Below are 13287 nucleotides of genomic sequence, written 5' to 3' on the forward strand. Positions count from 1 at the left end.
CTATGAAACCATTAATTCAGGTGCAGGCCGTCAGCCAGCGCTTCCATACCGCCAGCGGCGAATTTCTGGCCCTGCAAAACGTCTCTTTCGACATTTATGAAGGGGAGACCGTGAGCCTGATTGGCCACTCAGGATGCGGTAAATCCACGCTGCTGAACCTGATTGCCGGCATTACCTTACCCACGGAAGGCGGACTGCTGTGTGATAACCGCGAAATCGCCGGGCCGGGTCCCGAGCGCGCGGTAGTCTTCCAGAACCACTCCCTGCTGCCGTGGCTGACCTGCTTTGACAACGTGGCGCTGGCGGTCGACCAGGTTTTTCGCCGCACCATGAGCAAAGCCGAGCGCAAGGCGTGGATCGAACACAACCTTGAGCGGGTGCAAATGGGTCATGCGCTGCACAAGCGTCCGGGGGAGATCTCCGGCGGCATGAAGCAGCGGGTAGGGATTGCCAGAGCGCTGGCGATGAAGCCGAAGGTGCTGCTGCTGGATGAACCGTTTGGCGCGCTCGATGCCTTGACCCGCGCCCATTTGCAGGATGCGGTGATGCAGATTCAGCAGGCGCTGAACACCACCATCGTGATGATTACCCATGATGTTGATGAGGCGGTGCTGCTCTCTGACCGCGTCATGATGATGACCAACGGCCCGGCGGCGACGGTGGGCGAGATTCTCGCTATCGACCTGCCCCGGCCGCGTAATCGTGTTCAGCTGGCGGATGACAGCCGTTATCACCACCTGCGTCAGCAGATTCTCCATTTCCTCTACGAAAAACAGCCGAAGGCGGCGTAAGGGGCGGCGATGAAGCGGCGACTGGTGATTATCGGCAATGGTATGGCGGCCACCCGGCTGGCGGAGACGCTGGTGGCGCGGGGGGGCGACAAATTTCAGATAGTGATTATCGGGGATGAACCCTGGCAGGCCTATAACCGTATCCAGCTGTCACCGGTACTGGGTGGGGAAAAAACGCTGGCGCAAACGCGGCTGCTGCCAGAGGAGTGGTATCACCAGCACGGCGTGACGGTACGCAGCGATGAATCGGTGCTGGCGGTGGAGATGACGACGCGAACGCTACGCACCACCCGCGGCGAGCTCTCCTGGGATGAGCTGATTTTCGCCACCGGTTCACAGGCTTTCATCCCGCCGCTGCCCGGTGTGGCGCTGCCGCACGTCTACGCATTTCGCACCTTTGCCGATGTGGCCGCCATTCTGGCAACCGGTGGCCCGGCGGTCGTGATCGGCGGTGGGGTGCTCGGCGTCGAGGCTGCGGCTGCGTTACGACGTCATGGTGACAATGTCACTTTGCTGCATCGCGGCGACCGGCTGATGGAACAGCAAACCGATGCCTTTGCCGGTCAGCAGCTACAGCAACAGCTGGAGGAGCGAGGGATCCAGTGCGTCACCGGCTGCGGGATTGCCGCGATTCGCGAGCATGAGGTTGTGCTGGAGGATGGCCGGGCGTTTGCCGCCAGTCGCGTAGTGCTGGCGACCGGCGTGCGCCCCAACATTCAGCTGGCGCAGCGAAGCGGCCTGGCCTGTCGGCGCGGCATTATCGTGGACCGTCAGCTGGCGACCGCGCTGCCGGGGGTTAGTGCTCTTGGCGAATGTTGCGAAATTGACGGCCAGACCTGGGGACTGGTGGCGCCCTGTCTGCGCCAGGCTGAGGTGCTGGCCGGGCGGCTATGCGGCACGCCGGAGGCGGATTTTCACTGGCAGGATAGCGGTACCCGCCTGAAAGTCACCGGCATCGCGCTGTTCAGCGCCGGCGATCCGCAGGCCAGCGACCACGATGAGATCTGGACCAGCTGGGACCCGCTGGCCCGCCACTACCGCCGTCTGCTGGTCCGCGACGGCAAACTACAGGCTGTTTTGCTGCTGGGCGACTGCGCAAATGCCGCGCCGCTCACCGCGCTGCTGGCTACCCCCGCGCAGCCAGACTGGCTTTTTGATCCTTCTTCAACGCAGCCGCGCGCTGCAGGTGAATTTTCTATGACAAAACCTGTTTTGGTGCTGGTCGGACACGGCATGGTCGGCCACCATTTTCTCGAGCAATGCGTCAGCCGTAACCTGCATCAACAGTTTCGGATCGTGGTGTTTGGCGAAGAGCGTTACGCCGCCTACGACCGGGTGCATTTATCAGAATATTTTGCCGGTCGTAGCGCGGAATCGCTGTCGCTGGTGGACGGCGATTTCTTCGCCCGGCACGGAATTGAACTGCGGCTGTCCGAGACGATTACGGCCATTGACCGTGAAGCGCGGGTGGTACGCGATACCTGCGGCCATGAAACCCACTGGGATAAACTGGTGCTGGCGACCGGCTCATATCCATTCGTTCCGCCGGTGCCGGGCCACGATCTGGAGGGCTGTTTCGTCTACCGCACCCTCGACGACCTCGACCGTATTGCCGCCTGCGCCAGCAGCGCAAAACGCGGGGTGGTGATTGGCGGCGGGCTGCTGGGGCTGGAGGCCGCCAACGCGCTCAGACAGCTGGGGCTGGAAACCCACGTGGTGGAGTTTGCGCCGAATCTGATGGCGGTCCAGCTGGATAGCCCGGGCGCCGCGATGCTGCGGGAGAAAATCAATGATATTGGCGTCGGTGTCCATACCAGCAAGACGACTCAGAGTATTGCGCGCGGTGACAATGGCCTGGAGCTGAACTTTGCCGATGGCGGATCGCTGGCTACCGACATGGTGGTCTTTTCCGCCGGGATTCGTCCTCAGGATACGCTGGCGCGCGGCAGCGGACTGATGGTAGGAGAGCGCGGCGGGATCGTCATCGACAATCAGTGCCGCACCTCCGATCCGCAGGTGCTGGCGATTGGCGAATGTGCCCTGTGGGAGGACAAAATCTATGGCCTGGTGGCGCCGGGCTACCAGATGGCGAGAACGGCGGCGGCAATGTTGGCTGGAGAAGAGGCGAGCTTCAGCGGCGCCGATATGAGCACCAAACTGAAACTGCTGGGCATCGATGTAGCCTCTTTCGGCGACGCCCAGGGACGCACGCCCGGTAGCCAGAGCTACCAGTGGACGGATGGTCCGGGGCAAATCTACAAGAAAATTGTCGTCTGCCAGCAGAACAAAACGCTGCTGGGCGGCGTGCTGGTGGGCGATGCCAGCGATTACGCCACGCTGCTGCAAATGATGTTGAACGCGATGGCGCTGCCCGCGCGCCCGGAAAGCCTGATTCTGCCGGTGCAGGAGGGGAGCGCGCCAAAAGCGCTGGGGGTAGCGGCGCTGCCGGACAGCGCGCAGATCTGCTCGTGCCACAACGTCACTAAAGGTGATATCTGCCGGGCGGTCAGCGCGGGCGCCAGCGATATCCCGGCGATAAAAAGCTGTACCCGGGCGGCGACCGGTTGCGGTGGATGCAGCGCGCTGGTCAAGCAGGTGATGGAATATCAGCTCTCGGCGCAGGGCGTGGAAGTGAAAAAAGATATCTGCGAACACTTTCCGTGGTCGCGTCAGGAGATCTATCACCTCGTGCGCGTGAATCATATCCACACCTTTGATCAGCTGATTAGTCGTTACGGTCAGGGACACGGCTGCGAAATCTGTAAGCCGCTGGTGGCTTCAGTTCTGGCCTCCTGCTGGAATGAGTATCTGCTGAAACCGGCGCATTTACCGCTGCAGGATACCAATGACCGCTACTTCGCCAATATTCAGAAAGATGGCACCTATTCAGTGGTCCCGCGTATGGCGGCAGGCGAAGTGACACCGGACGGACTGATTGCCATCGGACAAATTGCCAAACGCTACCAGCTGTACAGCAAAATTACCGGTGGCCAGCGTATCGATCTGTTTGGCGCCCGGCTCGAAGAGCTGCCGGCTATCTGGCGCGAGCTGGCGGAGGCCGGCTTTGAAACCGGTCACGCCTACGGCAAGTCGCTGCGAACGGTGAAATCCTGCGTCGGCTCGACCTGGTGTCGCTACGGCGTTCAGGACTCGACGGCGCTGGCGGTCACCCTTGAACATCGTTACAAAGGATTGCGTGCGCCGCACAAGATAAAAATGGCGGTCTCCGGTTGTACCCGCGAATGCGCCGAGGCGCAGGGGAAAGATATCGGGGTGATTGCCACGGAAAAAGGCTGGAATCTTTACGTCTGCGGCAACGGCGGGATGAAGCCGCGACATGGCGATCTGTTTGCCAGCGACCTCGACGACGCGACGCTGATCCGCACGGTTGATCGGCTGCTGATGTTCTATATTCGCACTGCCGATCGGCTGCAGCGAACCAGCACCTGGATGGATAACCTCGAAGGCGGAATCGACTACCTGCGCGAGGTGATCCTGGAAGACAGCCTCGGGATTGGCGAAGAGCTGGAGCAGGAGATGGCGCGGGTGGTGGCGAGCTACCAGTGTGAATGGCAGACCACTCTGAACGATCCGCAGCGGCTGGCGCTGTTCCGTTCCTATGTTAACAGCGATCGGCCGGATGAGGCCGTGCAGCGGCAAATGTTGCGCGGTCAGCCTCAGCCGGTCGTCGCGCCGGTACGCCGCGAAGGTGAGGTGTCGACCCGACCATGGCAGGCCATTTGCGAACTGGCGGCGATTCCCACCCAGGCCGGGATCGGCGCGCGGCTGGGCGAACGGCAGATTGCGCTGTTTCGTTTTGGCGAACAGGTTTATGCCCTCGACAACCTGGAGCCCGGTAGCGACGCCAACGTGCTGTCGCGCGGCATGCTGGGCGATGCCGGCGGGGAGCCGATGGTCATTTCGCCGCTGTATAAACATCGTATCCGGCTGCGCGACGGGCGTCCCTGCGATGGCGGTGAACCGATGGTCCGCGCCTGGCCGGTGAAGATCGAAAACGGCACGGTGTGGGTCGGGAACCAGCTTCTGCTGGCGCGTGCGGAGGCCTCCTGATGGATGAAATACGCACCACCTGTCCCTATTGCGGCGTGGGCTGCGGCGTGCTGGCACGAAGGGAGGAAAATGGCCTGGTCAGCGTGCGCGGCGATGAGCACCATCCGGCAAACCTGGGACGCCTGTGCGTAAAGGGCGCGGCGCTCGGCGAAACCACTGGCCTGGAGGGGCGATTGCTGAGGCCAGAACTGGAGGGGGAACCTGTCAGCTGGTCACGGGCGCTGACGGTTGCCGGTAGCCGGCTGCGGCAAATCATTGAGCAACACGGGCCGCAGGCGGTGGCGTTTTACGCCTCCGGACAGCTGCTCACCGAGGACTACTACGCGGCGAATAAACTGATGAAGGGATTTATCGGCGCCGCCAATATCGATACCAATTCCCGGCTCTGTATGTCCTCGGCGGTGACCGGATATAAGCGCGCCTTTGGCGCCGACGTGGTGCCGTGCAGCTATGAGGACGTGGAAAACAGCGATCTGGTGGTGCTGGTGGGTTCGAACGCCGCCTGGGCGCATCCGGTGCTCTATCAGCGGCTGGTTCAGGCGAAACGTGATAATCCGCGGATGAAAGTGGTGGTGATTGATCCGCGTCGAACCGCCACCTGCGATATCGCCGATAGCCACCTGGCGGTTGCGCCCGGCAGCGATGGCGGACTGTTTGTCGGTTTACTGAGCGCCATTGCCGAGGCCGGTGCGCTGACGGGCGATTTTCGCGACCAGGCGCAGGCGCTGGCCGCCGCTGCAGCCTGGGACTCGGCACAGGTGGCCGAATTCTGCGGGCTGGACATGGAGCAGGTCGCCGGGTTCTATCGTGATTTCATCGCTGCGCCGCGGGCGATAACGCTCTACACCATGGGGATCAATCAGTCGGCCAGCGGTAGCGACAAGTGTAATGCCATTATTAACGTCCACCTCGCCAGCGGGAAGTACGGGCGTTCGGGCTGCGGGCCGTTTTCGCTGACCGGACAGCCAAATGCGATGGGCGGCCGCGAGGTGGGCGGCCTGGCGACGATGCTGGCCGCCCATATGAATTTTGAGCCGCAGGATCTGCACCGGCTGTCGCGCTTTTGGGGCAGCGAACGGCTGGCGCAGACGCCGGGACTGACGGCGGTGGACCTGTTTGCCGCCATTGGCCGCGGTGAGGTGAAAGCGGTGTGGATTATGGGCACCAATCCGGTGGTGTCGCTGCCGGACAGCCTTGCCGTCAGCCAGGCGCTGGCCGGCTGTCCGCTGGTGATCGTTTCCGATGTGAGCGCCCGGACGGATACGGCAGCGTTTGCCCATATCCGTTTCCCGGCGCTGGCGTGGGGAGAAAAAAATGGCACCGTCACCAACTCGGAACGCCGTATTTCCCGTCAGCGCAGCTTTCTGCCGCCGCCGGGGGAAGCCAAAGCCGACTGGTGGATAATCGCGCGCATGGCCGAACAGCTCGGCTTTGGCGCCGCCTTTGCCTGGCGCCATCCGCACGAAGTCTTTAGCGAGCATGCCGCGCTTTCGGGGTTTGAAAATAACGGCCGGCGGGCGTTCGATATCGGTGGGCTGGCGGATCTCAGCCGTGAGGCGTGGGACAACCTGGCGCCGGTTCGCTGGCCGGTCAGCCGCAGCGGCAGCGGTCTTGATTTACAGCAGGGCTGGCACGGCGATGGCAAATTGCGCATGGTGCCGGTGACGCCCCAGGCCACGCGTGCCGCGACCGACGCCTTTTATCCGCTGATCCTCAATAGCGGCCGCATTCGCGATCAGTGGCACACCATGACCCGTACCGGCAGCGTGCCGCGCCTGATGCAGCATATTGCCGAACCGATCGTGGAGATCGCGCCAGCGGATGCCCGACGCCTGCAGCTGCGCGAGGGAGAACTGGCGCGAATCTGGTCGCGCAATGGAGTGATGGTGGCCAAAACGGTGGTCAGCCGCGGGCAGCGTCCCGGCTCGCTGTTTGTGCCGATGCACTGGAATAATCAGTTTGCCCGACGGGGGCGGGTCAACGACCTGCTGTCGGCGGTAACGGATCCCTGGTCCGGACAACCGGAAAGCAAACAGGTGGCGGTGGCGATTGCACCCTGGCGTCCCGCCTGGCACGGTGAACTATTTTGTCGCCAGCCGGTTCCGCTGCCGGTCGCGGTCCACTGGCGTCGGCGGGCCGCGCTGGCGGTAAACCATCTCTCTTTAGCCGGAGAACACCCTCCGCAGGGATGGCTAACCGACTGGTGTCGTCAGCAGGAGTGGCAAATACAAACCGCGCAGGCCGGGGCAGTATGGAGCCTGCTGGCCTGGCATGAGGGAAGGCTGATGTTGGGCTGGTGGAGCAATCCTGGCGAGCCGCAAATCGATGCCGGGTGGATCGCCGATGCGTTTCACTCTCCGCCGCAGACGCCCGAGCAGCGGCACGCGCTGCTCGGCGGGAGAAAAAGCGGCGAGACAGCCCCTGCGGGGCGGATTGTCTGCAGCTGCATGAGCATTGGTGAACGCGCGATTGGTGAGGCCATCGCCAGCGGTTGCCGCACGGTCGGCGAACTGGGCAAGGTGCTGAAATGCGGTACCAACTGCGGCTCTTGTATTCCCGAGCTCAAAGCGCTGCTGGCAGAGGAGCAGATACGGGCATGAGGTTCGGGTTATTCCTGGAATTGCCTTTGGGGCTACGGGAGAGGGAAAAAAACGGTAAACTTAAAGACTGTCATTATCCTACGTGAGCCAATGTAACCGATTTAATGCCTGTGTCGTACCGCGTGACCCCACTCCTTTCAATACTCCTGCTGCTGGCAGGCGTTCCTGCTCGTGCTCTGCAGGGAAATACGGCGTTCAGTGAAAAACAGGCGGCGCTGCCGGATCTGGGGATTGCGCCGCAGGTGGATGACGACGCCCGCCATTTTGCCGAAGTCGCGAAAAAGTTTGGTGAGGCCAGCATGAGCGATAATGGCCTGACGACCGGCGAACAGGCGCGAATGATGGCCATCGGCAAGCTTGGCAATGAGCTGAGTCATCAGCTGGAAAACTGGCTCTCGCCGTGGGGCAATGCCAATGTCGATCTGCGGGTGGATAAAGAAGGCAACTTCACCGGCAGTCAGGGCAGCTGGTTTATCCCGCTGCAGGATAACGGCGATTACCTGACCTGGAATCAGTATTCCGTCACCCGGCGGGAAAACGATCTGGTGGGGAACATCGGTCTGGGACAGCGCTGGCGAACGGGCGACTGGCTGCTGGGCTATAACTCGTTCTACGACAAAGTGCTGGGTGAAAACATGGCGCGAGGCAGCGTTGGTGCCGAAGCCTGGGGCGAATATTTGCGCCTGTCGGCCAACTATTACCATCCCGTCGGGAGCTGGCAGCAGGGCGAAAGCCTGACCCAGGAACAGCGGATGGCAAGCGGCTACGATGTCACCGCCCAGGCGCGGCTACCGTTCTATCAGCATATTAATACCAGCGTCAGCGTCGAGCAGTACTTTGGCGATAGCGTCGACCTGTTCCATTCCGGTACCGGCTACCGTAACCCGGTGGCGGTGTCGGTGGGGCTGAACTATACCCCCGTGCCGTTAGTGACTATGACCGCAAAACATAAGCAGGGCGAAAGCGGGCTCAGTCAAAACAACGTCGGACTGAATCTGAACTACCGTTTTGGCGTGCCGCTTAAACAGCAGCTGGCGGCCGATGAGGTGGCGGTCAGCCGCTCCTTGCGCGGCAGTCGTTACGACAGCCCGGAGCGCGATCATTTACCGGTGGTCGAGTATCGTCAGCGTAAATCGCTGTCGGTCTACCTGGCGACGCCGCCGTGGGATTTACAGCCGGGGGAGACGGTTCAGCTGAAGCTGCAAATTCGTAGCCTGCATGGGATAAAGTCGCTGAAATGGCAAGGCGATACGCAGTCGCTGAGCTTAACGTCTCCCGTGGATACCCGCAGCCCGGACGGCTGGAGCGTGATTCTTCCGGCCTGGAACAGCGAGCCGGGAGCGACCAATCTGTGGCATCTGTCGGTGGTCGTGGAAGACAAAACGGGTCAGCGCGTTTCATCCAATGAGATCGCGCTGGCGCTGACCGAGCCGCTGGTCAAATTCTCGGCCGACGGCGTCACCTGGCGGGATGCTCCTTAGAAAATCCGCTCCTGGTGTACCCATACCGCCGCTTCAACACGTGATTTCAGCTTCATTTTCTTCAGCATATGCTTAACGTGCACCTTCACGGTACTCTCGGTTATCTCCAGACGACGGGCGATCATTTTGTTCGGCAGCCCCTGGGCGATGAGCTTGAGAATATCCCGCTCGCGCGGCGTCAGCTGGCTGATATCGCGGTCTGAGGTGGCGCGGTTGGCGCGCAGGCTGGCTGCCAGCACCGGCGTGAGCGCTTCGCTGAGGACCATCTCGCCTGCCGCGGCCTGCTGCAATGCTTTTAAGAGATCTTCTGGCTCCATGTCTTTCAGCAGGTAGCCGTCAGCGCCGCGTTTGAGGGCGGTGACCACATCTTCTTCGTGGTTAGAGACGCTGAATACCACGATTCGGCCGGAGAGCGACTTTTCACGCAGCTTATCGAGGGTTTCCAGACCGTTCATGCCGGGCATGTTGAGATCCAGCAGGATCAGATCGGGGTCCAGCGTCTCCGCGAGGGCGATACCTTGTTCACCGTTGCTGGCCTCGCCAATAACCTGAATATCGCTGGCCATACTGACCAGCTGTTTGACGCCGGTGCGCAGCATCGGATGATCGTCAATGAGAAGGATGGTGGCCCGTTCCTGTTGACTCATAGGGTTCTCCTTATTGGATTGAAAACGATTTTTCCGGGATAAAAGTGACGACCACTTCGGTACCGCCGTTTTCCCGGCGACGAACCTGACAGTCTCCGCGCAAACTCTGGGCGCGATCCCGCATGATAATTAAGCCGTAATGGTTGCTTCGTTCCGCCTGATCGGGCACGCCGCGGCCGTTATCTGCAACCACCAGCCGTACCTGGTTGTCCCGTAGCGAAACGGTCACGGTCACTTCGGTCGCCTGCGCGTGCTTCAGCGCATTGCTCAGCGCCTCACGAGCGATTTGCAGGACGTGAATAGCCTGATGAGACGGGACAAAGCGCGGCGGTAGCTGGTAATCAAGCTGGACGGTAAAGCCAAAATGGGCGCTATACTCCTGGCAGCTGGACTCCAGCGCCGGGCGCAGTCCTGGTTCGGTTAATTGCAGGCGGAAGGTCGTCAGCAGTTCACGCAGCTGTGCCCACGACGTATTCAGCTCATTGCGAATCTGGCCCAGCAGCTGGCGGCTCTCTTCCGGCAGGTTTTCGCCCTGCATTTGTAAACAGCTGACCTGCATTTTCATACAGGAGAGCGATTGGGCGATGGAGTCGTGCAGCTCGCGGGCGATGGTGGCGCGCTCCTCCATCACGATCAGCTGCTGCTGATGCTCCTGGTGTCTGTCGAGCGCCAGCGTGGAGGTTAGCTGCTCGACTAACGTATCGACCAGCTGCTGCTGATCGTGACTCAGGTGACGGCCTACGGGCAACGTCGCCAGCAGGATCCCGTACTGGTTGTGGGCATCGGACAGCCGCCATTTCAGCGTGGTGCCGGCATCCGGCAGCGGCGGCAGATCGCGCGGACATAAATAGCAGCCTTTGTCATCGCACTCTAAGTCTGAGTGACAGGCGAACTCCTGATGATTGTCCTCATCTTCGAAGTCGTACACCCGCACCTCAATATCACGCAGCAGCGTCAGCCCCTGCAGGCCGTTGAGCACCGGTGAAATACGTTCACAAAGCGGGGCGCTGGAGTGCAGACGACGGTTGGCCTGCCACAAAAAGGCGAGGATTTCATTTTTCTGCTCCAGGCCGGCGGTTTTTTCCTGTACTCGTCGTTCGAGTACCGAATAGCTTTCCGCCAGCTCTTTTGACATGTTGTTAAGCGCCATACCGAGGCTGGCCATCTCATTGCGGCCGCTGATATGGACGCGTTGGGTAAAATCACGATGGCTGACCGCCCGGGCCATGGCCAGCAGCTGTTTCCACGGGCGCAGCAGACGGGCCCGCAGCCAGACGATAGTGAACAGAAACAGCAGCGCCATGCCGATAGCCATCACCCGCTGCAGCCAGACGACGTAGCGGATGCGCTGCTCGGTGGTGTGATCAAAAGAGGTGACCAGGTGGTCTATCCGGTCGACAAAGCTGGCGACGTCCGTGGCGACGGTAGCCTGATTCTGCGCATGTTTCATCCCCGGCGCCAGTTCCAGCTGCCAGTACTGCTGTAGCGCTTTAAGCTGGCTATCCTGGCCGTCTCTGAGGGCGGCATTCTGCAGCTCTTCGCTGAAGACGGTGGCGTTCATGTCGTCGAGCAGCTTGCTATCGCCCTCGGTGAGCGGGATTGCCGCCAGCAGACGATAGCTTTGCATTCTCAGCGAACCGGCTTTATTGATCGCGTGTGCGCTGCCCTGTACGCCGTGTACCAGACGGGCAGAGATACCGATTCCTGCGACGCCAATCGCTGTCGATAGCAGCACGATTAACGCCAGTTGATTCACTAACGTAAGCGGGGTAAAAAGACGTTTTAACATAGCGTGCGTGGCTCCTGACCGGCAAACCATCCGGGAGTGGCGTCTATTCTCGGATATCCCATGGAGTATACCCATACCCATAAGGGATTACCCCTTAATTGTCGGTGATGGGTAGGTTTGCGGGAGACGATGGCTTAAACCCGGCAGCCATGTGAAAAACCACACTTTTTTTAGCGAAAATGGCTACTCACTTCGGGTGATGGGCTTTTTTTAAGCAATTTAATGACCACTTTTCCTTTGATTTATATCAACTTACCGCCCTCTGTAACCCCTAAGGTAGCGGCAGGATATATGAATAATCAGAGGTATTTATGAGTCAATCTTCCCTACCGGAGAAGGCCAGTACTTCAGTCATCACCGACTGGCGTCCTGAAGATCCCGAGTTCTGGCAGCAGCGCGGCCACCGCGTTGCAAGCCGGAATTTGTGGATCTCCGTTCCCTGTCTGCTGCTGGCGTTTTGCGTCTGGATGTTGTTCAGCGCGGTGGCGGTCAATCTGAATAAGGTCGGCTTCCAGTTCTCGACCGACCAGCTGTTTATGTTGACCGCGCTGCCGGCGCTCTCCGGGGCGTTATTGCGTGTTCCCTATGCCTTTATGGTTCCGCTGTTTGGTGGCCGTCGCTGGACCGCCTTCAGTACCGGGATCATGATCGTCCCCTGCGTGTGGCTGGGCTTCGCGGTGCAGGATACCTCTACGCCGTTCAGCGTCTTTGTGATCATCTCTCTGCTTTGCGGTTTTGCCGGGGCGAACTTTGCTTCCAGCATGGCCAACATCAGCTTCTTCTTCCCGAAACAGAAGCAGGGCGGCGCCCTCGGTCTTAACGGCGGCCTTGGCAATATGGGCGTCAGCGTGATGCAGCTGGTTGCCCCGCTGGTGGTTTCACTGTCTATTTTCGCCGTCTTTGGCGGTACGGGCAGCGAGCAGCCGGACGGTTCCATGCTGTATCTGGAAAACGCGGCGTGGATCTGGGTGCCGTTCCTGATTATCTTCACCCTGGCGGCGTGGTTCTTTATGAACGATCTGTCGGCGTCGAAGGCATCGTTGAGCGAGCAGCTGCCGGTACTGAAGCGCGCCCATCTGTGGGTTATGGCGCTGCTCTATCTGGCCACTTTTGGCTCATTCATCGGCTTCTCGGCGGGCTTTGCGATGCTGTCGAAAACCCAGTTCCCGGATGTTCAGATTCTGCACTTTGCCTTCTTCGGGCCGTTTATCGGCGCGCTGGCGCGTTCGATGGGCGGGGCTATCTCTGACCGTCTGGGCGGTACCCGCGTCACGCTGGTGAACTTTGTGGTGATGGCTATCTTCAGCGGCCTGCTGTTCCTGACGCTGCCAACGAATGGCGTCGGCGGCAGCTTCATTGCCTTCTTCGGCGTGTTTATGGTGCTGTTCCTGACCGCCGGTCTGGGCAGCGCGTCTACCTTCCAGATGATTTCGGTTATCTTCCGTAAAATGACGATGGAACGCGTAAAAGCGCAGGGCGGTAATGAAGAGCAGGCGATGCGTGAAGCCGCAACGGATACGGCGGCAGCGCTGGGCTTTATCTCTGCCATCGGCGCTATCGGCGGGTTCTTTATCCCGAAAGCGTTTGGTATTTCTCTGGAACTAACCGGTTCTCCGGCTGGCGCCATGAAGATCTTTTTCGTCTTCTATGTCGCCTGCGTTCTGATTACCTGGGCGGTTTACGGTCGTAAGCAGAAGTCTTAAGCCATCTCTGTTTGCTCACGGGGCGCAATGTATATTGCGCCCCTTTTTTATGTCGTCAGGACTGAATTCAACCCGCCGACAGGGGTATCTACCCCTTAATACCCTGGCGCACGCCACAGGCGTACAACAATCGCTCATTTTTCATTAAATTCCTTAAAAAACATAAAGATAAAAAATAGAAAATGCTACCACTTCGGAGGTATTT

At 60.2% G+C, this 13287-nt stretch carries 7 protein-coding genes; 5 read left to right on the top strand and 2 right to left on the bottom strand.

Annotation, left to right across the window (positions count from 1 at the left end; translation table 11 throughout):
- Positions 1-2 precede the first annotated feature (2 nt).
- From DSD31_RS10260 to DSD31_RS10275, 4 genes are all read left to right on the top strand, one after another.
- Entirely contained in the window at positions 3-791 is a 789-nt protein-coding gene (locus DSD31_RS10260; RefSeq protein WP_004863483.1) for an ABC transporter ATP-binding protein, read from the top strand.
- Between the two features lie 9 nt (positions 792-800).
- Positions 801-4862: a nitrite reductase large subunit NirB gene (gene nirB, locus DSD31_RS10265; RefSeq protein ID WP_113991027.1), complete on the top strand. Its 4062-nt coding sequence runs from the start codon at positions 801-803 to the stop codon at positions 4860-4862.
- Positions 4862-7462, top strand: coding sequence for a nitrate reductase (locus DSD31_RS10270; protein WP_113991028.1), 2601 nt, complete (start codon positions 4862-4864; stop codon positions 7460-7462). The genes nirB and DSD31_RS10270 overlap by 1 nt, the downstream gene beginning before the upstream one ends.
- Before the next feature lie 104 nt (positions 7463-7566).
- Entirely contained in the window at positions 7567-8943 is a 1377-nt protein-coding gene (locus tag DSD31_RS10275; protein ID WP_015584092.1) for a YchO/YchP family invasin, read from the top strand.
- Here the strand turns inward: DSD31_RS10275 and narL are convergent.
- Positions 8940-9590, bottom strand: coding sequence for a two-component system response regulator NarL (narL, locus tag DSD31_RS10280; RefSeq protein WP_004863467.1), 651 nt, complete (start codon positions 9588-9590; stop codon positions 8940-8942). The two genes, DSD31_RS10275 and narL, sit on opposite strands and share 4 nt — an antisense overlap.
- 10 nt (positions 9591-9600) lie before the next feature.
- Positions 9601-11379 carry a nitrate/nitrite two-component system sensor histidine kinase NarX gene (gene narX, locus DSD31_RS10285; RefSeq protein WP_004863464.1) on the bottom strand — a complete coding sequence of 593 codons (1779 nt, stop codon included), beginning with the start codon at positions 11377-11379 and terminating at the stop codon, positions 9601-9603.
- Positions 11380-11690: 311 nt separating this feature from the next.
- Here narX and DSD31_RS10290 point away from each other — a divergent pair, with 311 nt between their 5' ends.
- Complete coding sequence (locus DSD31_RS10290; protein WP_004863461.1) at positions 11691-13082, top strand: NarK family nitrate/nitrite MFS transporter; 1392 nt, start codon at positions 11691-11693, stop codon at positions 13080-13082.
- The last annotated feature ends 205 nt before the right edge of the window (positions 13083-13287 follow it).

The organism is Klebsiella sp. X13, from assembly GCF_003323835.1.
Classification (GTDB): domain Bacteria; phylum Pseudomonadota; class Gammaproteobacteria; order Enterobacterales; family Enterobacteriaceae; genus Klebsiella; species Klebsiella ornithinolytica.

What these genes read in the sequence shown, in the direction of transcription:
- DSD31_RS10260 (WP_004863483.1), top strand. Translation starts at nt 3, where the DNA reads ATGAAACCATTAATTCAGGTGCAGGCCGTCAGCCAGCGCTTCCATACC.
- narL (WP_004863467.1), bottom strand. Translation starts at nt 9,590, where the DNA reads ATGAGTCAACAGGAACGGGCCACCATCCTTCTCATTGACGATCATCCG.
- narX (WP_004863464.1), bottom strand. Translation starts at nt 11,379, where the DNA reads ATGTTAAAACGTCTTTTTACCCCGCTTACGTTAGTGAATCAACTGGCG.
- DSD31_RS10275 (WP_015584092.1), top strand. Translation starts at nt 7,567, where the DNA reads ATGCCTGTGTCGTACCGCGTGACCCCACTCCTTTCAATACTCCTGCTG.
- DSD31_RS10290 (WP_004863461.1), top strand. Translation starts at nt 11,691, where the DNA reads ATGAGTCAATCTTCCCTACCGGAGAAGGCCAGTACTTCAGTCATCACC.
- nirB (WP_113991027.1), top strand. Translation starts at nt 801, where the DNA reads ATGAAGCGGCGACTGGTGATTATCGGCAATGGTATGGCGGCCACCCGG.
- DSD31_RS10270 (WP_113991028.1), top strand. Translation starts at nt 4,862, where the DNA reads ATGGATGAAATACGCACCACCTGTCCCTATTGCGGCGTGGGCTGCGGC.